Origin of the sequence: Oceanobacillus sp. E9 (genome assembly GCF_001741975.1) — a bacterium.
Classification (GTDB): Bacteria; Bacillota; Bacilli; order Bacillales; family Amphibacillaceae; genus Oceanobacillus; species Oceanobacillus kimchii.
The window spans coordinates 589093-614436 of the sequence record NZ_LSNA01000005.1; the positions used below are offsets into that span (position 1 = coordinate 589093).

Sequence of the window (25344 nt, forward strand, 5' to 3'; positions counted from 1 at the left end):
GCAAAATTATAAAAGTGCTACTCACCAATTGGCAAGTAGCACACTATTTTAATATGCCCATCCTCCTCTTATTTTTATTTACACTACAGGATAATTAAACGCATATTCTGGATAGCAATAAAACGGTGGACGCATTCCAATTACAGGTAAATAAAATGAAGTATCAAGATATTTTACAGATACTGTTTCTTCTGAATAAGGTTCCAGAAGCCAATAAACTTCTTTTGAAAATGTATATTTCATAAAAAAACCCCTTTTAAGAATTTGTAGACTGCCCCCCGTCCACATGAAGAACCTGGCCAGTTACATAACTGGAATCATTAGAAGCGAGATAAACAAAAGTAGGAGCCAATTCAAATGGTTGTGCGGCACGCTGCATGGGATTATTTGAACCAAATATAGCTACATTATCAGTAGAAAAACTAGATGGAATTAACGGAGTCCAGACTGGTCCAGGGGCAACTGCATTCACTCTTATTCCTTTTTTTACAACATTTAATGCCAATGATCTGGTCCAACCAACAATCGCCCCTTTGGTTGCAGTGTAATCAATAAGATCTGTCTGACCAGAGTATGTTACAACGGATGCTGTACCAATAATTGAGCTCCCTGGTTCTAAATAAGGTATCGCCGCCTTTGTTGTGTAAAAGTGCGAAAAGAAATTCACATGGAATGTGCGTTCAAATTGTTCATCAGATATATCTTCTAATTCATTTTGTTGAAACTGGATACCCGCATTGTTAACGACTATATCAATCCCACGAAATCGTTCCACTGTTTGTTCAACAATTCCTTTTGCATGCTGTTTGTCTTCCAAATCTCCTGGCAACAATAAACATGCTTGCCCCAACTGCTCAATTCGTTTTTTTGTTCTTTCTGCATCATTATGTTCATCTAAATAGGATATTGCTATATCTGCACCTTCTTTAGCAAAAGCAATGGCAATAGCAGCCCCAATTCCGCTATCACCTCCTGTTATGAGCGCTACTTTTCCTTTAAGCTTTTCACTACCTTTATAATTTGGATTTTCTATTATTGGTAAAGGAACCATTAATTCCTCTACTCCAGGCTGTCGTAATTGTCTTTGTTCAGGATTAGATAATGGTACTTCTTCAAATTGAGTAATTTTTCCATAATGTGGATATTGCGGATAAGGTACATTGCGAAGATGATCCAAAAATTCTTGTTGTAAGTCGACTATATTTTTTTCGGGATTACTTTCAGGCATAATTAACCTCCTTTAAATAAAGCGGTTATTTAATATATGCGAACCATTCCTTGTACAATTCACTTACCTATATTCATGTACACTGATAGATAAATAAACCTTGATTATCTAAAAGATAATATATAGTATTTTTGGTGAATCAGTTTTCTTCTTCACTCTTTAATAGCAATCTTATGTATTTTAATTCTTTTGAAAAAATTATTCTAACTTAAATTCATACCCCTTATAATTAAATACATTCTTAAGTCCAATACTTTCAGCAACTGCAATCGAAGGCTTGTTAGATTCCATACAATCCCAATACGGAATCAGATGTTTATCCATACATTCTTCTACAAAAGTTAATGCTACCCTTTGAGCTAGCTTATTACCTCGATGTTCTTCGAGCGTTTCAATATCCATACAATGAATCTTATTAGCTACAAAACCAGAGAAGCAGACACTTACAATTTCATTTTTATAAATAATACAATAACCAATACCGTTACGTAAAAACTTCTCAGGAGAAGACCAAAATTCTAGTATTTTCGAAAGAAAAAAATCCATGTTTTCTATTGAACGAGGACTATTGTTATAGAGCTTTTCACTAATCTTTACAATGCTATATCCTTGTGCAATAGGTTGTATATAGTTGTCCTTGTAATCTTTTTTTTGCAATGAATAAACTCTCTGATTCCAGCTTCCAATATTACGATTTTCAAAGACTCTTTTAATCGTTTCATCCCATTTATTATGATTTCCAATAGCTTCAAACCAATTTAAGCCTACCTTTAGTGCTTCTCGCATAATTACTGTATCAATGAATTGGTTTAAGTTGGAATTAAATTCTTTGTTGCTCTCATTCCCTATAAAGATAAAACCATCATTATTACCTAACCAAATAATTCCTGAAGTGGGAGAATGAATATGATCTACGAAAATGCGACCAGGATTGACTTTTTCAACAACTGCTTTTGCTTCTATTTGTCCGTGATCATTTAAAAGCGCTTTACATCTATAAAATTCTGAACTATTTAATTCTGTAATCATTAATTATTTGCTCCCCTTTTTAACTACAGTTGTGTTCCCACAGTAAATATCACTACCACGTTAATCTATTAATTTTCTTTTTTCATAATCTCTTTGGCAATCACTTCACATTTTTTTATTGCCCATTTGTAATGCTGGGAAGTATTTGCTGCAAAATAAGCATAGAGATTCCCTGTTTTCGTCCACTTATAATATTTCTTTGTCATTATTTCTTCGTCCGAATGCGACTCAATTAATTTCATCACTCTGTCATGACTTAGTTTTAACTTTTTTATCGCATGATTTATTGTTACATCCTGATAGCTATCTCGAATTCGTATATTTAATTGGCTAATATCTCTCCATTTATATCCAGGAGCAGGAATTGAAGGCACATCACTATGCATTCCTTCTCTATACCACCGCTCAAGCATCGCATGCCATTCGTATAAATGTATTAAGACGTCGCGGAAATTCTTATCTCTTTCTTCCGTTTCAATAGAGATTTTTCTTTTTCTGTAAGGTACTGACTCAATTATGTCAAATAACTTCTTAAAATTTTCCTCGCTATCTTTTAACAGAGCTTCTTTTTGGCTATTTGCAGACATAAATAATATCCCTTCCTATATTATTCTTGAACTATAGTTATATCCTTTGCATTTGCTTGTTCTGGGTAAGATGTCATAATATTTCCGTCTAATTTTACTTTTACATAATCACCAAGTTCGAGTTCTTCGTTACCATCATAATTTAGAACAATTAAAGAGTTATTATCATCTAATAACTGTTGGATTGATTTATCTTGATATTCTTTATATTCTTCCTGCGTGATACCGTCCAAAAAATAAATATCATTGTCTTCTATCCCAACAATATAACCCGTTAGATTACTAGAGCATCCGATTAATAATATTATGCAGAAAAATACGGTTAAAAAACTGATTTTCCTTGTCATAGCACTCTTTTCCTCCCTATATCATAAAAAAACAGAACAAACGTTCACCACCCTGAAAAATGGCACTTTGTCGCAATTTTCCATCTAATCTAACAGTTTTGATACAATTAAAATTAGTATGGTAATAATAATTGGCAGTATTAAAAATAAAAATATAGAAGAAAAAATAGTAAGTGTACTTAAAGTAAAATACAGAAAAGCTCTACCCATAATGTACCAAAGAACCGCTAAAACAATGATAAATACAGTAATATCTATTATACGTTGTTTTGTCATTACTTCTATATCCCGATCCCCTAACTTATATTTTACTCATTCATTCTAAATGAAGTCACTTCTATAATTGGCGCTTGTCTTCCTGCGCTTTTAAATTCGAATATATCACAAAAATAGGTTAGCTCATTGTTTGATGTATACGTTCCTTTAACCGCTGCTTCTTTTCCATGTGTAATGACGGATTCTATGTACATTTCTTCTATATCTTTATGTCGCTCAATCAGCCAAACATTTATGATCTCCGCTCCTTCTATGAAAGTATTGTGAATTTCTTTCCATGTAATTGAAGGAGATACGAATTGATTAAGATTACTAGAACGACTTTCTAATATGTTGGCATAAAATTGAACGAGTGATTCTTTTCGTGGTGCATTATTACATCCTCTTGGAAAATGCAATACTTTCTCATCCCTTAACACTATTTTCTCTAACATTTGATTAACTCACCTCATATACATACCAATCTTGTGTCCAGCTAAGTGGTAATTCCTTAGTGATACTTCAAGTTTATTTACATACGGACCATAAATACTATTGTGTTATTCCTTATAATTTCTTTTTAAAAGCCCCATGAAATTGATATCATGCCAGGCCCCATCTCGATAAAGCTGCTCCTTCAATTTTCCTTCTTCCGCAAATCCTAAATTTTTATATAATTTTATTGCTCGATCATTGAAAGAAAAAACTCGAAGATATACTTTATGCAAATTTAATTCATTAAAAGCAAAATCCAATAAAAGCTTGAAAGATTCACGACCAAATCCATCTCCCCAGTAATCTTTATCTCCTATATCAATGATACATTCTGCGTTACGGTTTCCATAATCTATGTTAATCAGCGATGTGACACCAATTGTTTTACCAGTTTTAACTTCTTCAATCATGTATCCTTTAGAATTATGAGATTCAGTTATGCTATTGACGAATTTTTCAGTATCATCATAACTGAAAACATCTAAAGATGGATTGGTAAACTGCATGACCTCTATATCATTTCTCCACTTATGATAGATAGAGACATCTTCATTGGACAATTTTCTTAATCGAATTCTTTTCCCGTAAAATAACATTATAAGTAGCCCCCTATCAGTATCTACATAACTTATATATAATGTTAAAAAATTAATCAATCGATGGCATATCATTTGTCCTTTTCATACCATATTCTAATTCTTTAATCGCTCACCTTTTTTAGTTGACATAATATAGTTACGGTAAATTATTTGCCTAATGGTAATATCGACCTTTCATCCCGATAATTTGAATACATTTCACCATATTTTTCTACTTTGGTACAACGATCATCTTCACAACTAAATATATGAGTCTGTTTATCCATTAACACAGATATATCATAATGATAAGGAAATACTCCTCCCTTATTACGGTCTACTGAAGTTTTAATACTAATAATTTGTTCACTTTCACTGACATCTCTATAATCGTTCGAATTTATTGCTTTTACTACCATTTCTCCAAGTATTGTTTCATCTTCTTCATTTGCTACATACCATTGATCTATTAACAACCATTTTCCTAAAAAATAAATGTTTATACAAACACTAACAATAAGTAAAGTGATAAATATCTTCTTTTTCAATAGTTGGATACTCCTCATATTTTACTTGTACAACCAAATAACATACTTGCCTTAGAAAGCGCTATCTTAAACGGATAGTTCCATAATTAGTTCTCCCTCCGGATCTGTCTCCCCTGTAAGCACAAACCCATACTTCTCGTACAATTGTTTTGCAACATAATTTGTAGATATGATACTTAACTTTATCGTTCTTACTTGATAGGTAGTTTTTATATAATCCAAGATTAACGGTATATATAGATGTGCATATCCTTTTCCTTGATGTGCTGCAGCAATCATAAATCGATCAAACCATGCGCTTTGCTTTTCCTCGGAGTGAAATCCTACCATTGCATACCCTATAGGTGTATCATCATCATACAATCCCAGAGAAATCGTATATTGTTCGATAAAGCTTTCTGCTATACAATAGTACACTCTCCACTAAATGTTGTTGATGAGATCCAACTGATAACGTCGCAATCTCTCGCCAGTTTTCTTTTGTTACCTCTTCAATATGTACATTCATCGTAAAATAACTTCCTTAATTTTTTAATTTTTTCAATATATCCATTATAATAATAATATCATGGTTCACCAATATTTTTTAAAGTTTATTAATACGGGTATAGACTTTTATACTAAACAATAGGAGAATTGCATGCAAAATAAAACGATAATTGTAACCGGCGCAAACGCTGGGATGGGATTAGCAACGACGATAGAACTTGCAAAAGAAGGTATTCATGTAATTATGGCATGTAGAGATACCAAGCGTGGTAACGAAGCAAAAGAAAGAGCAATGGCGGAAAGCAACTCAACGAATATCTCATTATATCAATGTGATTTAGGTTCTATGGAAAGTATTTATAATTTTGCAGATCAAATAAAAGAAAACTTTTATAAGATTGATGGGCTAATCAATAATGCAGGTGTTGTTTCGCTTAAACATACCAGAACAGAAGATGGTTTTGAATCAATGATTGGTGTTAATCATCTCGGTCATTTCTTGCTTACCTACCTTCTCTTAGATGTGTTAAAAAAATCGGATCAAGCTCGAATTATTAATGTTGCTTCCGGAGCCTATAAAGCGGGAACCCTAGATTATAATGATATGCATTTTAAAAATCGTTCATTTAACGTAATTAAAGGTTATGGACAGTCTAAATTATGTAATATACTCTTCACACTTGAGTTAAATAAACACTTAGAAGGTACGAACGTATCTACGTTTGCCCTACATCCAGGTGCGGTTTCAACAAGCCTTGGTGTAGACAGACGAACTGGGTTTGGTGAAAAAGTACACAGCCTACTCCGTCCCTTCTTTCTTACATCAGAAGAAGGTGCAGAAACCGCTATTTATTTAACAACCGAGTCTAAAATTGATCACCTTTCTGGCAGATACTTTTACAAAAAGAAATTACAGCCTACAAAATATAAAAAAGTGAATGAAAATGAAGCTAAAAAATTATGGAATTGGAGCATAAAAGAGCTCGGACTGAATTAGAAAGCTATAGAAGAAGTTAGTCCATAATCAAAATAGAGCTATCTCAAAGTGAGATAGCTCTATTTTGATTATTTCATATTTAACGTTCTCGCGTTAATCGCTACAATAATCGTACTTAACGACATGAGTACCGCCCCAATAGCAGGATCTAATACAACACCCCACGGGGCTAATATACCAGCAGCTAATGGAATTGCAATAATATTGTATCCTGCTGCCCACCAAAGATTTTGTATCATTTTACGGTAAGTTAACCGAGACAACTCGATGATTGAAACAACATCATCGGGATGACTATTGACCAATACGACATCCGCACTTTCCATAGCTACATCTGTTCCTGCCCCAACTGCTACACCTAAATCTGCATTTGCTAATGCAGGAGCATCGTTGATCCCATCACCAGTCATTGCAATTCGTTTATTTTCATTTTTTAATTGTTTTATTTTATCTGCCTTTTCATCTGGCAATACTTGTGCTATAACTTCGTCTATACCAATTTCTTCTGCTACACTATGAGCCACTTTTTGGTTATCCCCTGTAAGCATTTGTACATGGATACCAAGTTCATGTAAACGAGCTACCGCTTCTTTGGAAGAGTCTTTTACCTGATCCGCCAACGCAAGCATACCGATTAACGAATCATTTTCCACTATAAAAATGACTGTTTTTCCCGCTTCTGATAACTCTTGAAACTTTTGATTATCAAAAGGTATGTTTTCCTTCTCCATATAACCAGGGCTAACTGCCAGAATCGATTCATTGTTTAATACCGCTTTTATTCCCGTACCTGTAATAGAATCAAATTCATCAGGAGATTGAAAATCGATATTCCTATTTTTCGCTTCATTCAAAATCCCTGTTGCAATAGGATGTTCAGACTGCGATTCTACCGAAGCTGCTATTCGCAACAAATCTTCTTCAGATTGTTTGCCTTCCGTAATGATATCCGTTACACCAAACTCCCCTTTAGTTAATGTTCCTGTTTTATCAAAAACAACTGTATCAATATTTCTAGCATCTTCAAATCCAATTCTATTTCGGATAAACAAACCTTTGTTAGCAGATAACACAGTTGATCGAGCTACGACTAATGGAATTGCTAACCCTAGTGCGTGTGGACATGAAATGACTAATACCGTAACCATTCTCGTAGTTGCTTCTGCAAGTCCATATCCTAACGCAAGCCAAATGATAAATGTAAGTATACCGGCAATAACAGCGACATAAAATAGCAATTTTGCTGCTCTATCGGATAACATTTGCGTTTTCGATTTGCTTTCTTGCGCTTCTTTTACTAATTGAATAACTTGAGACAGATAACCTTCTTCATTTGTTTTGGAAACTTCCACAGTTAGCGAACCTGATGTATTAATGGATCCTCCAATTACTTCATCTTTGACAGATTTCTCTACTGGTATAGATTCCCCAGTTAACATTGACTCATCTATGGAAGACTTTCCTTTAATAATCACAGCATCTGCTGGAACTTTCTCTCCTGGTTTAATTAAAAGGTGGTCTCCAGTTTGTAATTGAGAAACAGAAATAACTTTTGTATTACCTTCTGCATCAATTTTGTTTGCTTCCTGTGGCATTAAGTCTGCAAGCGCCTCTAATGACTCGGATGCTTTATTAATGGATTTCATTTCAATCCAGTGTCCAAGAAGCATAATCACAATTAATGTTGCAAGCTCCCAGAATAAGTCATTACCCTCGACACCAAATACAGTGGCTACACTATAAATATACGCAACTGAAATAGCAAAGCCAATTAATGTCATCATACCAGGTGATTTTTGTTTTAACTCATTGAATAGTCCAATTAAAAATGGCCATCCACCGTAGAAAAAGATAACCGTTGCAAGAATAAATTCGACCCAATGATCTCCATTAAACGATAATGTATATCCAAAAAATATTTGAATCATATCAGATAAAATGATGACTGGAATGGCTAAAATTAAAGAAATAAAAAATCGTCTCTTAAAATCTGCAATCATATGTTCATGGTGACTATCATGACTATGGGAGCTATGATTATTATATTCATTTGTACTGTGTTGATGGTTATGTTCATGATTCATATTTATCCCTCCTCACTTCATAATATACCCTGTAAGGGTATTTGATAAACAAAACAAAAAATCTCTTCCTCCGTTTATATTTAGAGGAAAAGATTTTTATATACATTACTTATTTAATTGTTCCTGAACCTCATCACGGAATGTTTCTTCTGTAAGTAATTTCACTTGAAAGTTACTTATCTGCTCACTTAATAGCTCAAATTCTTCTGAATTTAAATCATTCGAAAAGAAGGCCATCTCCATTTGATTTCCTTTGTTATCTGTAGCATACATAGACATTGTCAAGACAAATGCTGTTGAACCACCTTTAAAACCAACATGTTCTGCGACAGTTTGATATACAGGATTATTCATCATTTGTTCCATTACGGGATCTAAATAGGAGTGAACTTGTTCTGAATAATAATCTTTACCATTTAGTTTTTTCATAATCTGAGTATAGTCGTTCGTAGATGCTTTTGGTAATCTATCTGACCAAACTCGTTGAATATCCATGGTTAAAACTTCTAAACCGTCCATTTTTTCTTGATCAGTAAGAGGAGTCTTTTGCCACTCATCAAATATCCTTCTCGATGTATTTCGGTATGCTTCATCACTCATATTTCGTAATGATTCAACTAAATCCTCTTCTTCGACACCTTCATTTAATAAATGGTGTCCAATCCACAATGTACTCGTAAATGGATACAGTGGTTCGTGGTGGGTTAAATTCAATTCATTAACTCGATTATTAATGGCATCTAGACCTAATTTTTCAATAAGATAGTCTGTATTTGCATTCGAACTATATCCAATCATTCCTTTAGCAATTTCTTCTAATGAAACAGATTGCGTGCTATTTTCAAATTGATCCAACCAAGCTTCATGAGCACCACCATCGGTATATGGAAGATAATATTTATTCAATTCTTCTAAAGCAATTTCTTCTCTCGGATCAATTATAGATTCCACTGCTTGATTGGCATATTCTATCGCAACGATAATTTTTGCAGTACTTGCTAGAGGCAAAGCTTTATTTGAATTAATATCTACTACATTCTGGTCATTCCAGTGCATTGAAAAAGCTACATTCTCACTTTTCTTATTATCTTGAATGAACTTGATAATCGGATCATTTTCCCCACCATTATCTTTCTTATCCTCTTCTTTAGACTGTTGCGTACTTTCTTTTGAACAACCGATTAACCAAAGCAACAGTAATAAACTAAAAATCTTAAATGTACGTCCCATCCCCACACTCCTTATTTGTTGTAAAAATAATAGTCCAACATATAGAAGTTTGAATGTTGAACTATTACTCTGTTGTTGCTATAGATATGAAATTGTACTATCAAACTAGCTAGAGAAGTTTAATTACCTGCAACATCTCTTTTCGTAAATGAAAACCACGAAATAGCTATAAAAATAATATAGTAAATAATTAACATCGTTATCGAAAAGCCTAACGTCATTCCTTCAATATATGGAGTACCATTTGCGGTATACTGATTTAAATCCATATTTAAGAATAGAATGTATTTCGCCCAATCATATTGGCTTAAAAAGAACGCAATCATTTGATTTGATAGAAGTAAAAAGATCGAGATTCCGATTGCCATTGCACTACTTCGGAATAAAGTAGATATCGTAAATGCCAATGTAGTTATGAGAATAAACGAAGCACTACCTATCACCATATCTTTTTGTATTTGGGCTAAATAGGTAGTTTCTGTGAAACTCATTCCGGATTCGACTACTAAAGTAGGATTGGCCCCATTTATACCAAACATAATTAACCCGATTAGAAATGAGGAAATCATCATAAATATCATAATCGTAATGGCAAATAAGAACACGGAAACATACTTAGATAATAGTATTTTCGCGCGTGTACTAGGGCGTATTAATAATAACTTAATCGTTCCCCATTTAAACTCGTTGGAAATGATACTGGATGCAATAATAATTGTAAATAGACTTATAACTGAAATAAGAAACATATTTTCATATAGAAAGGCCCAAGCATCATAAGCTGGTACTTCACCAAGTGTATTCATGTAATAATCATGTAAATTGGGTTGAAAGTCAGAGCTAACCACACCTTCTTGCCCAAAAAATTTACTAATCAGTGCTCCTCCAATAACAAATACAGCAAGAAGAATATACATTGCCCAGGTAGATTTTAAATGATAGATTTTGATTTGTTCATTTTTGACTAAATTAATAAAATTACTCAATTACATTCTCTCCAATCAGTTCAAAGAATTTATCCTCTAGAGACCCTTTTACTTGTTGTACTTCATAGACAAGTACTCCTTGATTAAGTAGTTCTTTTAAAATAGATGGGATTTCATCTCGTTCACAATTCACTGTAATAGAGTCGATTTCTTTATGAATGGATAATGATTCTTTACCGGAAAGAATTTCTTGCGCTTTATCAGGGTTATCCGTAGTGATTTGCATCACTTGTTTTATATTTTCTTCATTAGACTCATTTCGTACAGATTCAACTGCAATTAATTCTCCATTTTTAATAATACCAATTCGATCACACATTAATTCTATTTCTGTTAATAGATGACTAGATACAATGACTGCTACATTTTCTTTTTCCGCAAGTGCACGTATGTATTGTCTTATTTCTCTAATACCTGCCGGATCTAATCCATTGGTAGGTTCATCTAAAATTAAAATGGATGGACGATGCAACAAAGCTTGTGCGATTCCTAAGCGTTGACGCATACCTAAAGAATAACGTCCTGCTTTCTCGTGAATCGCTTTTTCTAAACCTACTAATCGAATCACTTCTTTTATTCGTTCATCAGTTACATCTGGCATCATTCGGGCAAATTGTTTTAAATTCTTCCATCCAGATAGAAACGGATACATCTCCGGATTTTCTACAATTGCGCCAACTTCTTTTATAGCGTCCTTATACTCCGATTGAATTGATTTCCCTTGAATCAATACTTCTCCTTCAGAAATACTCATCAAGCCAACCATCATACGAATTGTCGTCGTTTTACCCGCTCCGTTCGGACCTACAAATCCAAATACTTCTCCTCTTTCAATGGAAAAATTCAACCCTTTGATGATTTCTTTTTTCTTAATTTGTTTCGAAACATTTTTTAGTTCCATTGCTGCTTTTGACAACATGATACCCCCTAACATTTTTCTACAACTTTTCATACGAAAGACGATTAATAAAAGTTTCAAAAATCAATAAAACCTCTATCTTAAAAAGTAATAGAGGTTATTTTACATCTTAATCAAAATAGGTAGGTTCTTCTGGATTACGATAATAATGAAACATTTGTTTCAATTGTGATAGAGTATTTCTTCCCTCAGATAAACATGGCAGACTATTTTCATCAAAAAAATCCACATCTATCGTTTCTATTCCTTCTGCTAAAGCTCCACCTAAAACTTCACAATGTATAAAAAATTTATAATAATGATATGGTTGGGGTGAGTGTTGATGTTTTTCCATATCATATACAGCCATCAATTTCTTTTTTTGAACTTCTAGTCCAGCTTCTTCCTGAATTTCTTTTATAACATTTTCACTTGGGGATAATCCAACATCACAAAAGCCACCAGGTAAAGACCATTTATTATCAATCTCCTCTTTTACTAGGAGTATTTTATCTTTATTAAAAACCACCCCTCTAACATCTACTTTAGGTGTCTGATAACCTTGTTCTAATAGAAATAACTGTTCAACCGCTTCCATATTATAATCACTATAATCAGCGATTATTTCTGCACTTAGTTTTATAAGTTCCTGATAACGTTCTTGATCAAATTTATCTTGTGTAAAACTAACACCAGATTGTGATATAGCTTGTATCCTTTTTGCCCACTGTAACCATTTATAACTCATTGATGTCTCCTTTTATTTAAATAATTCAACTTTAAACTGATCTATTCTAGTAAAATAATAATCTGGTTTCGTAGTGAAATTAGCAGATTGAACTTCTGCACTCCAATGAACTCCAACTGTAGTTACATTGGCTTCTTTTCCAGCTAAAATATCTGCTTCACTATCTCCAACGAACACTACTTCTTCCGGTGTAACATTTAATTCTTCCATTGCCCGGATTACACCTTCTCCATTGGGTTTCGGATTAATTACATCATCTCCTGTTATGACTACATCAAAATTTGATTGTATTTTTAATTGTTTTAAGGAGACATCTAAACTTCTTTTGGCTTTACCCGTAACAATTCCAAGATTCATACCATTCGTATCTAATTCATCCAATAGATTGTGAAGATCTTCCATCGGATTAACATATGATTGATGTAATACTTCATATACTTCATAAAATCGTTCAATCGCTTGTAATTTATCTGGATGCTTAACATTTAGTTGAATTATTTCTGTTTCAGATGGACCAAACATCTCTTTTATCTCATCATTAGTCAAAGAAATATGGTCGAACTCTTTAAATACTGTTCTAAATACCTCAAAACACAATGGGAGAGTATTTGCAATTGTTCCATCAAAATCAAACAGAATAGTTTTCACCATAGCTATAACTCACCTTTGCTTTCGTTTATTATTGATGTTGTTCGCAGACCATAATCATATTTTTATCCATATCAGAGAAGACAAAAAACGAAACCATATCATCTCTAGAAATCTCTTTTTCGATTATACCATCATTTTCTTTAATCCAATCATAAGCGCTGTCGATATCTTCAGTCAATAACATAAAAGAGGGTCTTATATAATCCGAATTATTTCGGTTATCATCTAATAACACCCCTCTGTTTCCAAGTCCAAACCAATGTACGGGGTGAGAAGTATTTACTTCTGGATTGGGCTTCCCTAAAATTTTCGCATACCATTCTGCGGATTGCTTTAAATCATTTACGTGTAAAAACACATCACCAATTTCTTTAAATAAACTCATGAAATTTCCTCCTTTAATTCAAATGATTATCATTAAAATATTCAACTACTTAAAACTCATAGACAATCCATTATTGTTTAAATTCAATTAGACCGATTCCAATTCCAGTCGGGTCTACAATATATGCTAAATAATAGTTTTCAAACTCCATTTTTTCTCGCACAATTAGAGCTTGATGTTGTAAAGCTAGACTTAACGTTTCATCTATAGAATCTACCTCTATTTGTATACGGGTTCCATGTGGAAAATCACCTGGCCCTTTACTGATTCCACCTACAAATGCACCCGTTTCACCAATAGTATCAGGAATAATTGACCAATAATTCCAATTAGAATCTTCTACCTCCCAACCAAAGACCATCTTATAAAACTCAATTGCTTTTTTTGGATCTTGACTACTAATCTCAAATCCTATCACTTTTGCCATTGTTCATCTCCTTACTTATACTTTTACTCGTTCATCGTTATAAAAAAGTTCATCTAAGTAACGATTGATGAAAATCTTCTCCGGATCAACTAGTTCTCTTAATTGGATAAATCTATCCCATTTTGGATACATTTTACGAAAGTCTTTCGTTTTTTGTTGGTGTATTTTACCCCAATGTGGTCGGCCGTTATATTTTTTCATAATTGTTTCCATGTCACGAAAGTACGTACGGTATTCCATCCCTTTATAGACATGGAATGCAATATAGGCAGAGTCTCTCTTGTACGACGGACTTAGCCATATATCATCATGCTTTACCGTACGACATTCAATTGGAAAATGAACCGTATACTGATTTTTCACGATCGTCTCTCGTATTTCTTGAATAGCTTCTTTAAAGTGCTCTAACGGTATTCCATATTCCATTTCAATAAACCGAACTTTACGAGGAGTTGCAAATAATTGATAACTCTTCGCATTGATAGTAGCTTTATTAACAAGTTTTGCAGATAAACGACTTATCGACCTACTTAAGCTGGGGGGTTAATAAACAAAGATGGGATACTGCTTGAAACATATAATTTTCCAAGATGAGGTTATTCCACTGATGTAGTTTTATGCTCTTCGGAGATGTGTTTGTAGGATTCATTGTTTTCGTTTGAACTTGTTCGGCATAAGGAAACATAAAAAATTCAAAATGTTGATTATCTAGTATATACTTATCTAAGTTATTTAAAAGGTTCGGATAATAAACATGATCACTGATATACCGATATACAGGACTAGGAACCACCTGGAGTTTAACTTCAATAATTATTCCAAACATCCCTAATGAAACTAGACTAGCTTTGAAGAGTTCTACGTTATTCTCCTCATTAAGTGTTAGAAGATTACCACCAGCCGTAACAAAGGTTAATTCCTTCACCTGTGTAGGGATGCTACCGAACTGAATCCCAGTACCATGGGTTCCAGTTGAAATTGCTCCTGCGATACTTTGTAGATTAATATCTCCTAAATTCTCCTGTGCGTAACCCAGTTTTTCCAAAGCTTTACTTAAATCATAAAGCCGAGTACCTCCATAGACTGTGACTGTATGATTATTATCATCGACTTCCTTAACACCTGTTAAATTGTCTAGAGATACAAGCCACTCTTCAGTCATTACTAAGTTTGTAAAAGAATGACCTGCACCAACTACTCGTATTTTCTTATGATTTTTTGTTGCCGCTTCTACAATTGCAACTACATCATGAATGGAGCTAGGATAATACATCCGTTCTGGTGAACAGTTGGAGGTAGAAGACCAATTACGCCACTTGTAATTTTGTAATTGTTTCATAGAAAGCATTCCCCTTCCCCACGATAAGTTGGGTATGTCTGCCTCCACTTGCCATTATCAATTACTAATATTTCAGAGAATCGTTCACAAATTTCTCCTGCTTTTGCAGCCCGAAAAATAACTGAATCTCCTATTGATAAGTTAACTTTTGTTTGAATAGGTGTTTGTACTTCTCCTACTCCTTCCAAAGAAATCAATGTAGAATCAGATGGATACACTGGTTGCGGTTGTTTCTCTTCTCCAATGCTACCAGATCCTATATAGCCACCACCTAAACATGTATAAATGTGCTTCTTCGGTTGCCTAACAATCGGAAGCGAGAAGAATAAAGCAGGTTCATATTGGAAATCTCGATATTGATCGAATAATAATGGTGCAAAAAAACCTGAACCTACTGTTACTTCGGTGACAGCTTTTTCCTGTGAAGTTGTTTGTAAGCTTCCTGTTCCACCTCCATTAAAAAATTCAATTTGCATATTATTTTTTTGAAATAATTGATGCACTTGTTCTCTACGTTTAGCAATAGTAGGAATTGATTTTTTCTTTAACCGCTTAATAATATTACTCCTCATCTTTTCTTCTGAATTACTATCTGTAACACCAGCAATTTGTGCCTCATACCCCATTAACCCTTTAAGAAATACACCTTCTTGAGAATCAATAAATTTTGCCAGTTGGACTACTTCTTTTGGTGACTTTAATGGAGATCGACGTACGCCAAAATGGAATCCTGCCCAATTATTACTCATATCCATTTCAATGCACGTGTAAAATTGTCCGCCATTTTCTTTTTGAACTTTTGTTAATAATTCAATATGCTCTTTACTATCTACCATACATGTGATTGTATTTCCTTGAAGATTAAGCGTTGCGATTTCTTGGAGAGATTTCTTGTCGAATGTTGGATATCCAATTAAAACATCATCAAATCCGTGTTTAACTAAAAACAAAGCTTCTGAAGCGGTAAAGCACATTAACCCTTTAAATGTTGAACTTGATGATAAAATTTTGTGTAAAACAGGGATCGAACGAATTGACTTGGTAGCTAAACGAATATTTTTACCGTTCGCTTGTTTTTCGATGTTAACTATATTTGATTCTAGTGCATTTTGATCTAACAATAGTTGAGGCTTAGCATCTAATGGTACATTTTTTATGATTGCTTTCCAATCCATCTTTTCACCTTCCACTTTTAAAAAAGCTTCTATCAATATACTCTACTGATGGCTAGCATTTCTAATCAGATTATTAGCATCCGTTTCTCCATTCGAAAGTTAAGCGTTTTTACGATCGATAACTTAATACAATAAAGACGATATATTCTGATATTACACATTATTTAAATAGAAGTAAATGGCCTTTCTTCATTCACCTCTTGCAATTGACCTTCCTACGGTTCGACCGCTAAATAAACAGCCGCCGACAAACGTTCCTTCTAATGCTCTATAACCATGCATTCCTCCACCACCGAAACCTGCAACTTCACCTGCAGCATATAACCCTTTGATGAAATTGTTTTGCTGATTAAATACTCTTCCCGATAAATCCGTCTGTAATCCTCCAAGGGTTTTCCGACTAAGTATATGCAGTTTTACACCGATTAATGGACCATTTTCAGCTTTTAATATCGGATGCGGTTTTGCAGTACGAATTAATTTATCTCCAAGAAACTTACGAGAATTATACATGGCAGCTAACTGTAAATCTTTGGTGAATTTATTTGCTAATTGAAGGTCTCTTGCTTCGATTTGAGATATTACATGTTCTACTTTTAATAACGGCGTTTCCGTCAATTGATTCATTTTTTGAACGAGGTCTTCTAAATTTAACGCTGTTACAAAATCTTCACCATGATCCAGAAATTTTTGAACTGGTCCCGGAGCACCAGATTGCGCTCTTTTTAAAACTTCACTTATTCGCTTATTGGTTAAGTCTGGATTTTGCTCTGAACCAGACAAGGCAAATTCTTTCTCAATAATCTTTTGCGTTAATATAAACCATGAATAATCATACCCTGTCTTTTGTATCGCTTCTAATGTGCTTAATGTATCAAACCCTGGATAGTTTGGTGCATTAAATCGATTTCCTTCTGCATCTAACCAAATCGACGATGGCCCTGGTAAAATACGAATCCCATGATTTTTCCAGACCGAATTCCAATTTTTAATTCCTTCTGTATAATGCCACATACGATCACGGTGAACAATTCGTGCTCCCGCATGTTCAGCTATTTCTAACATTTTTCCATCTACATGCTCAGGAACACCGCTCAACATATTTTTTGGTGGTTTTCCAAGCCGCTCCGGCCAATTTTTTCGTATTAATTCGTGGTTTGCTCCAATTCCTCCAGATGTAATCACTACATATTCTGCCTTCAATGAAAAGCTATCTACTATAATTCTGTTACTTGCCTCTCCTCGTTGTGCTGACGAGGCCTTCAATATGGACCCCTCCACACCGTAAACGGTTTCATTTTTAACCAATAGATGTTCCGCGCGATAACGTGGTAAATAAGTGACTAATCCTTGTTTTACATAGGATTGCATGCGCTCTACAAATGGAGTTACAATACCTGGGCCTGTTCCCCATACAATATGAAATCTAGGTACTGAATTTCCATGTCCAGAAGCTAGACTACCACCTCTTTCTGCCCAACCAACAACAGGAAAGAAACGTATTCCATAACTACGTAACCACTCTCTTTTTTCCGAAGCGGCAAATTGGACATACGCTTCTGCCCATTTTCTCCCCCACTTATCCTCTTTACGATCAAAGCTTGAGGTAGATTTCCAATCATTCCAAGCGAGTTCATAGGAATCTTTTATTCCTAATCTTCGTTGTTCTTTGGAATCTACTAAAAATAAGCCACCAAATGACCACCAAGCTTGTCCTCCAAGTGATGATTCAGGTTCCTGATCAATCAGAATCACGTTCTTTCCAGATTGTGCTATTTCTACTGTTGCAACTAGACCTGCAATCCCCGCTCCAATAACAATTACGTCCGCTTTCATTACACTCCCCCTAGCAATCATTTATAGAATTAGTATATCTTATTATCCAAGAAAAAAGACTAATTAACTAGTTTCTATGCGTTTTCACATTTTCATTCTCTGTGGTATATCTAGCTGATGCGATACATGGATGAAAGTGGAAGAGTGGAAGAAAAGAATGGGTGAGCCTTCCGTTACATAAGCTTCCGGAGACTCACCAGCCGCCGCTAGATAAACGGAGTATATTTCTCTGTAGCGAGGTGTGCATACTAATCCATTCGTTTTTTCTTATGAATAATTCTTAACTTCTCAATTTACATGATAGTTCCAAACCATGTTCCTAAAAAAGTGCCTAAATAGTTACCGATGATATAACCCAAAGTTCCGACGATTAATATAGGGCCAATAAGTTGTCTCCAGCCTTTTGCAATTGCAAATGCCGCAGCGGTTGTTGGTCCTCCAATATTTGCGTTACTAGCAAGTAGAATCTCTTCTAAATCAAACTTGAATAATTTCCCGAATAATAAAGAAATAATCAAATTGATAATAACAATAATAAATGCAAAAACTAATAATAAAGGTGCCGTTTCAAAGATTAGAGAAATAGATGCAGGAATACCAATTACTACAAAGAAAATATGAATTAAAAAGGTTCCGATTTCTTGACTGCCATTTAGCTTTTCAAAATAACTCGGGAACAACGCTAAAACGATAAATGTTAGTGTCGTCAACACGAGATAGTGATCTCCGAATAGACCATGTAATAATTGAAAGAAAAATGATGCTTGTTCGCCACTTGGAATAATTCCTGCAAAAAATTCAGCTACTTTTAAAGAAACAATAACTAATAAAAATGCTGTTCCAACAGACATTGCAATATCTTTTAGCGAGATTTCTTTTCTTTCCCAAAAACTCTCTGCTTGTGTTTTTCCTTTATTTTCTGAACTTTGCTTCTCTACTTCTAATACATGCGGTGTAGAGAATCTCTTTCGAAAGAAATTCATCGCCGGTATCATCATTAATAGTAAGAACAATATCGCCATCATTAGATTATCCGCCACTACTGCAGCTGATACCAATTCACCCGGAGTTTCAAATTTAGCTGCCATTGCTGCAAAGTTAACTCCTCCACCTATGTAAGAACCACTAAACATCGCTCCTAATTTATCAAGCATTGGAATGTGATCTTTAAAAATAAAGAAAGCAGTTATTGCCCCTGTAACTGTACCGATCGAACTAAGTAAAAATATGGTTAATAACCTTCCGCTTTCCTTCCAAATTTTCTTGAAATTCACATGAAATAAAAGCAAAGGGATTGCTAGTGGCACAATTACACTCCATACAGCATCATACACGCTTGAGGCTGTTGGGATAATTCCCAAATTAGATAGAATTAGTGCACTCACAAGAGCAATAATTGCTCCAGTAACTTTAGAAGCCCAATTAAAACGCTGTTCTAAAAAAATACTTAATGAGGCTAAGACAATGATAATTCCCCAAAGTGTTATCGTATCATCTGCTTGAATTAATGTATTTTCCAAGGTGAACCCCCCTAATATGAATAATATTTATTTATAATATCACGAAAGTAAATTTTCGTTTAGATATAGATTACCTATTTAAAGGTTTAATCATCAACCAATGTAAAAAAGCCCACAAACACGAAATAAAATGTTTATGAGCTTTTCAGCATTTACCTTATATCATTTTAGAATGTTCGAAATCCGATAATACGGACTGTAAATTTTGTAACTGTTCATCGTTTAACTCTATTAATGGCAAACGAACTTTTCCAACAGGAACAGATTGTATATTTAATGCTGTTTTAACTGGAACAGGACTTGGATTTGCAAACATTTCCTGCATGACTGGTAATACACGTTGATGAATATTCGCTGCTTCTGCAACTTGCCCTTGTTCAAAACGATGAATCATTTCTTGCATATCATTTCCTATAATATGAGATGATACAGATACAATTCCAGCAGCACCAATAGCTAAAGCTGGTAAAGTTAGACTGTCTTCCCCACTATATACAGAGAAATTTTCGTCAGTAAGGCGAATAATATTTGTCATTTTTTCTAAATTCCCGCTTGCATCTTTAATAGATACAATATTATCGATTTGGGATAAACGTACAACAGTGGAAACATCCATGTCCACACCCGTTCGCCCTGGCACGTTATACAACATAACTGGTAACTCGGTGCTTTCAGCAATCACTTTGAAGTGTTCGTACATACTGTCTTGTGAAGGCTTATTATAGTATGGTGCAACCAGCATTACTCCATCTACCCCAGTTTTTGATACTTCCTTTGTCAGTTCAATGGATGCTTTCGTATAATTAGAGCCCGTTCCTGCAATTACTGGTACCGCTCCATTTACTTTTTTTACGACATATTCGAATAATTTCATTCTCTCTCCATGTGTTAACGTTGGAGATTCTCCTGTGGTTCCAGCTACTACTAAACCATCTGAACCATTATTAATTAGATGGTCAATTAAATAGTCCAATGCTTGAAAATCGATTTCTTCATGTTTATCGAAAGGCGTCACCATCGCTGTTAATACTTTTCCAAAATTCATGTAAACACACCCTTTTTATAATTTGAACAAACTTGCTTAAGAGGGTTGGGCCAAATTAAAAAGCACCAACGGAAGCCCGTTGCTGCTGAACAAATTAGTTCCCAGCTCGATAGCCCTCCATATAGTCTCCTATATGACAGCACTGTATTTGTTCAATAGCAGCACCAACGAGTTAATGAATGAGTATTTCACTCGCTTCGGCAGATTCCCCTTTCTATACGCTTCACCAGGGCTCATTCCCTTCCACGTATATACTGATGGTTTCCGCACCTCTATCCAAAACCTATGAATTATGATTCACTTGGTACGTGTATTATAGCAGGAACCATCACGAAAGACAAACATTTTTTCACAATATACAATCTCATCGAACAACTATTTCTAATTATATATGGAGATAATCGCACAGATACGTAACTTTACTAGTTACTGTTATAAATATCGAAAAAAAACACTTTATAAAAAATACAGATTGATTTACTTTTTAGTATAACTTATGCGTAGATTTATTAGTCGTGCGAAATCCTTTCATTTATTCAAGCATAACTTTGCATAAACAGGAAAACCTATATCGTAATATGTCGTAAAGGAGAATTAGTATGGTTATGCATCGTTTTAAAGAAAAAGATGAGCCATTCCACTCAGGTGAAGTATATCATTTATGGAGTTATTTATATCAAGTCAAAACATCCTTAGTATCACTGCAAATTTTTATAAATCATAGTGTCGATCATGACTTTCGAGTATTAGTTGAAGATTTATTAGAAAGTTGTTTTACCCAAGAAAGCGAACAAATCGAAGGCATTTTGAAAGAAGCTGGTATTCGATTACCTCCTTCACCTCCCGATCGACCAAATGTAGATCAACATGATATCCCAGCCGGAGCAAAATTTAATGATAATGAACTGGCTATCCTTGTACAAAATGAATTGATGGCAGGAAGAATACTTGCGAATACAGTTATCTCTGTTGCTCTTAGAGAAGATATACGTGATTTATTTACAGAATGTATTAATCAACGTATGGAATATGAACAAAAAATACTCCATGTAATGAAACAAAAAGGATGGCTGGTTATACCACCAATTAATATAAAATAAAGGGGAACAAATAGCATGGGAAAGAATCATACAGGTGCTGCGATCCTATCACTGGGTTCTATACCTTTTATTACCACTCTCGGTAATTCAACATTAATTCCAATACTACCTGAAATGAAAGAAGCCTTAAACTTAAACAATATTCAAGTTAGCTTAACCATCACTCTTTTTTCTATAGCAGCGGCTATTTGTATTCCTGCAGCAGGCTACCTATCAGATCGCTTTTCTAGAAAGGCGATTATCGTACCTTCCTTAGTTATTTTTGGTGCTGGTGGATTGTTAGCCGGAATAGGTGCTGCGTTTTTTTCAAATGCTTTTATATGGTTATTAATCGGTAGAATTATTCAAGGTATTGGAGCTGCAGGGACGTTTCCGATTGCCATGGCATTAATCGGAGATCTTTTTAAAGGTAGTGAGCAAAGCAAAATGTTAGGGATTTATGAAGCATCTAATGAACTTGGAAAGGTACTATCTCCTATTATTGGTGCTGCTTTTGCGCTTATTACATGGTATTTTGTATTTTTTACATTTCCTGTGATTAGTTTTCTCTGTGCGATACTGGTTTTCTTTTTAATTAAGGAAAGAAGAAATAGACAAACTCCACCTCCTTTTAATCAATACGTTAAAGGTCTGTTTTTGGTATTTAAACAGGAAGGACGATGGTTATTTACTGTATATCTTGCGGGCGGAACGTGTTTACTTACTATCTTCGGTATTCTTTTTTACTTATCCGATAAACTAGAAACAGAGGATCATATTACTGGAGTATGGAAGGGACTTATTCTTGCTATTCCACTACTCGTCTTGGTTACCACTTCCTATCGTACAGGGAGTATAATTGGAAAGAATTTTGTAAAAATGAAGCGCTTAGCTGTAGTTGGGTTTATATTAATGACAGCATCCTATTTGTCTTTAGTTTGGATCGAACCATTAATATGGTTTATATTCGCATTATGTTTTAGCAGTATCGGAGCGGGTTTAGTTTTACCTTGTGTAAATACAATGATTGCCGGTGCTGTTGGAAAAGAAAAAAGAGGTTTTATTACTTCACTATATGGCTCAGTAAGATATATCGGTGTTGCTCTTGGACCTTTATTATTTGGCTGGTTAATGGATTGGTCTAGAACTGGATTATTCTTATCAGTAGCTTGCTTTACTTTTCTTGTAGCAATGTTAGTCTTACTACTGCTCCATGTAAACGGCATGGATGGAAGAGATAAGCGAACGAAGATTACGTATAATTATTACTAACTACTATTTAAGTAGTAAAAATTATGAAATAAAATGACTTAATCTGACTATATTGACACACCAAAAGAGGATGAGACATAACGAAAATATTTGGTCAAAAGACGAATGATAGCTAAAATAAGCGCAGTATATTTCTGAAGCGTATTTTCAATACCCATTCATTCGAATTTCTCTATTGATTAAATACTTTTGTCTCATCCTCTTTTGGTTAATTAAAATTCAACTCTTGTGGACTTTCTCCCTTTTTATTCATTAAGCCAATATGCAATGGTTTTATTTCTAAAATAGTAAGATTTGGGTCATTTGGACCGTCAAAATAAATCTTCATTCGATCATTCCAAAGTTGATTTTTTAATTCTTGCGACTCATTAAACGAAACCTTTCCTTCATATTCTACATATTTGTCACCAACCCCTTCGCCCTCATAACCCAAAATAATATGGGTATATGGATTGATTTCAATGTCTTCTGCTTTATCGGTCTCCTTATTTGTTGGGGTATAAAGCGTTAAATTTTCATGCGAAAAAGTCATATACCTTGAATGAGGCATTTGCTTCTTTACCGTTGCCATCGTTCCTACAGAACTACTATCTAATATTTGCTTGATTTGTAGTTTTAAATTTTCTTGACTCATTATCATATCTCCTTTGCAACCTCGTATATATAATTAATATTCCTTTATCATAAAATCTTAAACACATAGTCTTTATTGTGCATGTACTTTAAAATGCTGTTCAATATAGTGATAGTTTTCGATGTTGCCTGTTATTTTAGCTAGCTTGTATAAGTTTCTTAATAATAATTGGCGATCAATTTCAAAAATAAACTCGGTATAAATATGATCAATCGTATTACTAGCAAATCCCCAAATGACATTATGGTGTTTTTTATCAATGGCCCCTGCCAACCTTGTAAGCGCAGCAATTATATCAGTGATAATTGGATAATTCTTCTGAGCATAATGCCTAATAACACCTAAGCCTTGATATAAATGATATTCAAAATTATCTACCTCTAAAATCAAACGAACTTGGTTATTCTCATCAACTAAATATGGCGAAAACGTCATTTTTTCTTCTAAAGTCAATAATAAATCTGTCACTTGGAAAATGGTATTTGACGCAGTTTTAGGGTCATCATTACCCATAGCTTTAATTGCGATTTCTCCTAGTTTATTTAAACCGAATTTCAAATCCTGAATCTCTGTTTCCTTACGACCAATTCGGATTAATTGAACATATTTCGATTCATCGACGTTATTAGCACCTGGTCCCCAATACGTAAATAGTTGATTTCCATTTAAAATAAAACTGCCTACACGTACTTCCATTTTAATTACAATATTATCTTTTTCTGCCTCTTTAATCAGATCCTTAAAAAGAATTAATTGAATATAACCAGAGTTTGATGACTTTACCGTTTTACTTTTGGGATAATCTTTATCTAATAAGTCTCCCGGTTGATCTCTTCGTAATTCCTCTAATTCTTGTGAAAAGGCACCGTCTATTATTCCTTTAGAAACAGTCTTTCATCATATCGGTGATATTATGGACCTGCATCCACGTTGTTGCATGATTGATGAAATATATAAAGACTATGGCTGTGAAGAAAGCAATCAAAACTGTCACGAAAGGTACGGCAGTAAAATAATCTACCGGTTTGCTGCTAATAAATAAAAACATAATTAAAACATAGACAAAACTACCGTTAAACACTCCAAGGATATGTTGCGTATGCTTGTCTTTCACAAAATTTTGTAATAATCTTGGTGAGAACTGTCCACTAAATGTAGTAAGAACAACAAGTAAAGAGTTCAATGTAAAAGCACTTAATGTTAAAATTCCGCCAATTAGCGAACTAATAAGTAAACGAGTGGTTTCAAATTCCGCCTTAAAAAAAACAGGCACGTATTGCTAACCCTATCCCAACATCAAGATACAAGGTAATTGCTACAAATAAGAATGTTGCAAGTATATAAAGTAATGGTGTCCGCCATAATGTTAAACGAAGTTCATATTGCCTTTCCGGTTTAGACATTTGCAAATACTTACGGATTGAAGGTGGTAATAATTTTACAAACATATCTTTTTCTCCTCTATTTTGTTTTTAACACTGG

The 25344-nt window shown here is 34.2% G+C and carries 30 protein-coding genes, 1 pseudogene and 1 riboswitch; of the genes and pseudogenes, 3 read left to right on the plus strand and 28 right to left on the minus strand.

Features of this window, described 5'->3' with window-relative positions; translation table 11 throughout:
* Nucleotides 1-78 precede the first annotated feature (78 nt).
* The 11 genes from AQ616_RS19565 to AQ616_RS19865 all read right to left on the minus strand — a co-directional run bounded on the left by AQ616_RS19565 (nt 79) and on the right by AQ616_RS19865 (nt 5575).
* A complete protein-coding gene (locus AQ616_RS19565) occupies nt 79-243 on the minus strand; it encodes a hypothetical protein (protein ID WP_017796845.1) in 165 nt (54 codons plus the stop codon).
* A gap of 13 nt (nt 244-256) precedes the next feature.
* Nucleotides 257-1228, minus strand: coding sequence for an SDR family oxidoreductase (locus AQ616_RS06665; protein ID WP_069685322.1), 972 nt, complete (start codon nt 1226-1228; stop codon nt 257-259).
* Between the two features lie 198 nt (nt 1229-1426).
* A complete protein-coding gene (locus tag AQ616_RS06670) occupies nt 1427-2257 on the minus strand; it encodes a GNAT family N-acetyltransferase (protein WP_017796843.1) in 831 nt (276 codons plus the stop codon).
* A gap of 68 nt (nt 2258-2325) precedes the next feature.
* Nucleotides 2326-2844 carry a ClbS/DfsB family four-helix bundle protein gene (locus tag AQ616_RS06675; RefSeq protein WP_017796842.1) on the minus strand — a complete coding sequence of 173 codons (519 nt, stop codon included), beginning with the start codon at nt 2842-2844 and terminating at the stop codon, nt 2326-2328.
* A 20-nt stretch (nt 2845-2864) separates the two neighbouring features.
* Nucleotides 2865-3191, minus strand: a complete 327-nt coding sequence (locus AQ616_RS06680; protein WP_017796841.1) for a DUF3221 domain-containing protein — start codon at nt 3189-3191, stop codon at nt 2865-2867.
* Nucleotides 3192-3275: 84 nt separating this feature from the next.
* Entirely contained in the window at nt 3276-3467 is a 192-nt protein-coding gene (locus AQ616_RS19405) for a hypothetical protein (protein WP_139136328.1), read from the minus strand.
* 32 nt (nt 3468-3499) lie between these two features.
* Nucleotides 3500-3901 carry a hypothetical protein gene (locus AQ616_RS06685; RefSeq protein WP_069685323.1) on the minus strand — a complete coding sequence of 134 codons (402 nt, stop codon included), beginning with the start codon at nt 3899-3901 and terminating at the stop codon, nt 3500-3502.
* A gap of 105 nt (nt 3902-4006) precedes the next feature.
* Nucleotides 4007-4537, minus strand: coding sequence for a GNAT family N-acetyltransferase (locus AQ616_RS06690; protein ID WP_017796839.1), 531 nt, complete (start codon nt 4535-4537; stop codon nt 4007-4009).
* A gap of 149 nt (nt 4538-4686) precedes the next feature.
* Nucleotides 4687-5067, minus strand: a complete 381-nt coding sequence (locus AQ616_RS06695; RefSeq protein ID WP_069685324.1) for a hypothetical protein — start codon at nt 5065-5067, stop codon at nt 4687-4689.
* 66 nt (nt 5068-5133) lie between these two features.
* Complete coding sequence (locus AQ616_RS06700) at nt 5134-5430, minus strand: GNAT family N-acetyltransferase (protein WP_240490473.1); 297 nt, start codon at nt 5428-5430, stop codon at nt 5134-5136.
* Nucleotides 5423-5575, minus strand: a complete 153-nt coding sequence (locus AQ616_RS19865; protein WP_240490474.1) for a hypothetical protein — start codon at nt 5573-5575, stop codon at nt 5423-5425. Before AQ616_RS19865 ends, AQ616_RS06700 begins: the two co-directional genes overlap by 8 nt.
* Before the next feature lie 132 nt (nt 5576-5707).
* Between AQ616_RS19865 and AQ616_RS06705 the strand changes: the two genes are divergently transcribed.
* On the plus strand, nt 5708-6553 hold the full coding sequence (locus tag AQ616_RS06705) for an SDR family oxidoreductase (RefSeq protein ID WP_069685325.1): 846 nt from the start codon (nt 5708-5710) through the stop codon (nt 6551-6553).
* 68 nt (nt 6554-6621) lie between these two features.
* On the opposite strand, the gene AQ616_RS06710 is transcribed toward AQ616_RS06705, so the two are convergent.
* The 13 genes and pseudogenes from AQ616_RS06710 to dapA all read right to left on the minus strand — a co-directional run bounded on the left by AQ616_RS06710 (nt 6622) and on the right by dapA (nt 20877).
* Nucleotides 6622-8637 (minus strand): copper-translocating P-type ATPase, encoded by a 2016-nt coding sequence (locus AQ616_RS06710; protein ID WP_069685326.1) that lies wholly within the window; start codon nt 8635-8637, stop codon nt 6622-6624.
* A gap of 105 nt (nt 8638-8742) precedes the next feature.
* Nucleotides 8743-9867: a serine hydrolase gene (locus AQ616_RS06715; protein WP_069685327.1), complete on the minus strand. Its 1125-nt coding sequence runs from the start codon at nt 9865-9867 to the stop codon at nt 8743-8745.
* 119 nt (nt 9868-9986) lie between these two features.
* A complete protein-coding gene (locus tag AQ616_RS06720; RefSeq protein WP_017796833.1) occupies nt 9987-10853 on the minus strand; it encodes an ABC transporter permease in 867 nt (288 codons plus the stop codon).
* Complete coding sequence (locus tag AQ616_RS06725; RefSeq protein WP_017796832.1) at nt 10846-11769, minus strand: ABC transporter ATP-binding protein; 924 nt, start codon at nt 11767-11769, stop codon at nt 10846-10848. The genes AQ616_RS06720 and AQ616_RS06725 overlap by 8 nt, the downstream gene beginning before the upstream one ends.
* 112 nt (nt 11770-11881) lie before the next feature.
* The gene (locus tag AQ616_RS06730) at nt 11882-12499 is read right to left on the minus strand and encodes an NUDIX hydrolase (RefSeq protein WP_069685328.1); all 618 of its coding nucleotides are present in this window, start codon (nt 12497-12499) and stop codon (nt 11882-11884) included.
* Nucleotides 12500-12511: 12 nt separating this feature from the next.
* Nucleotides 12512-13150 carry an HAD family hydrolase gene (locus AQ616_RS06735; RefSeq protein WP_069685329.1) on the minus strand — a complete coding sequence of 213 codons (639 nt, stop codon included), beginning with the start codon at nt 13148-13150 and terminating at the stop codon, nt 12512-12514.
* 28 nt (nt 13151-13178) lie between these two features.
* Nucleotides 13179-13535, minus strand: coding sequence for a VOC family protein (locus AQ616_RS06740; protein ID WP_017796829.1), 357 nt, complete (start codon nt 13533-13535; stop codon nt 13179-13181).
* Nucleotides 13536-13605: 70 nt separating this feature from the next.
* Nucleotides 13606-13962: a VOC family protein gene (locus AQ616_RS06745; protein WP_017796828.1), complete on the minus strand. Its 357-nt coding sequence runs from the start codon at nt 13960-13962 to the stop codon at nt 13606-13608.
* A 15-nt stretch (nt 13963-13977) separates the two neighbouring features.
* Nucleotides 13978-15301 (minus strand): annotated as a pseudogene (locus AQ616_RS06750) (D-arabinono-1,4-lactone oxidase).
* Nucleotides 15298-16476 carry an amino acid deaminase/aldolase gene (locus AQ616_RS06755; RefSeq protein ID WP_069685361.1) on the minus strand — a complete coding sequence of 393 codons (1179 nt, stop codon included), beginning with the start codon at nt 16474-16476 and terminating at the stop codon, nt 15298-15300. Before AQ616_RS06755 ends, AQ616_RS06750 begins: the two are co-directional and overlap by 4 nt.
* Before the next feature lie 189 nt (nt 16477-16665).
* Nucleotides 16666-18312 (minus strand): FAD-binding dehydrogenase, encoded by a 1647-nt coding sequence (locus AQ616_RS06760; protein ID WP_017796825.1) that lies wholly within the window; start codon nt 18310-18312, stop codon nt 16666-16668.
* Nucleotides 18313-18605: 293 nt separating this feature from the next.
* Nucleotides 18606-19832 (minus strand): DUF819 family protein, encoded by a 1227-nt coding sequence (locus tag AQ616_RS06765; RefSeq protein ID WP_017796824.1) that lies wholly within the window; start codon nt 19830-19832, stop codon nt 18606-18608.
* A gap of 157 nt (nt 19833-19989) precedes the next feature.
* Nucleotides 19990-20877 carry a 4-hydroxy-tetrahydrodipicolinate synthase gene (gene dapA, locus AQ616_RS06770; RefSeq protein WP_069685330.1) on the minus strand — a complete coding sequence of 296 codons (888 nt, stop codon included), beginning with the start codon at nt 20875-20877 and terminating at the stop codon, nt 19990-19992.
* A 102-nt stretch (nt 20878-20979) separates the two neighbouring features.
* Nucleotides 20980-21160, minus strand: a riboswitch (Lysine riboswitch).
* Between the two features lie 316 nt (nt 21161-21476).
* On the opposite strand from dapA, the gene AQ616_RS06775 reads away from it, so the two are divergent.
* Together AQ616_RS06775 and AQ616_RS06780 are read left to right on the plus strand one after the other, a co-directional pair.
* The gene (locus AQ616_RS06775) at nt 21477-21977 is read left to right on the plus strand and encodes a DUF3231 family protein (RefSeq protein WP_017796822.1); all 501 of its coding nucleotides are present in this window, start codon (nt 21477-21479) and stop codon (nt 21975-21977) included.
* A 15-nt stretch (nt 21978-21992) separates the two neighbouring features.
* Nucleotides 21993-23228, plus strand: a complete 1236-nt coding sequence (locus tag AQ616_RS06780; protein ID WP_069685331.1) for an MFS transporter — start codon at nt 21993-21995, stop codon at nt 23226-23228.
* A gap of 208 nt (nt 23229-23436) precedes the next feature.
* Here the strand turns inward: AQ616_RS06780 and AQ616_RS06785 are convergent, their stop codons facing one another.
* The 4 genes from AQ616_RS06785 to AQ616_RS19870 all read right to left on the minus strand — a co-directional run bounded on the left by AQ616_RS06785 (nt 23437) and on the right by AQ616_RS19870 (nt 25310).
* Nucleotides 23437-23862 carry a pyridoxamine 5'-phosphate oxidase family protein gene (locus AQ616_RS06785; RefSeq protein WP_069685332.1) on the minus strand — a complete coding sequence of 142 codons (426 nt, stop codon included), beginning with the start codon at nt 23860-23862 and terminating at the stop codon, nt 23437-23439.
* Between the two features lie 72 nt (nt 23863-23934).
* Nucleotides 23935-24738, minus strand: coding sequence for a DUF2254 family protein (locus AQ616_RS06790; RefSeq protein WP_346421660.1), 804 nt, complete (start codon nt 24736-24738; stop codon nt 23935-23937).
* A 4-nt stretch (nt 24739-24742) separates the two neighbouring features.
* On the minus strand, nt 24743-25135 hold the full coding sequence (locus tag AQ616_RS20040; RefSeq protein WP_272030573.1) for a DUF2254 family protein: 393 nt from the start codon (nt 25133-25135) through the stop codon (nt 24743-24745).
* A complete protein-coding gene (locus AQ616_RS19870; RefSeq protein ID WP_240490475.1) occupies nt 25119-25310 on the minus strand; it encodes a DUF2254 domain-containing protein in 192 nt (63 codons plus the stop codon). The genes AQ616_RS20040 and AQ616_RS19870 overlap by 17 nt, the downstream gene beginning before the upstream one ends.
* Nucleotides 25311-25344 lie beyond the last annotated feature (34 nt).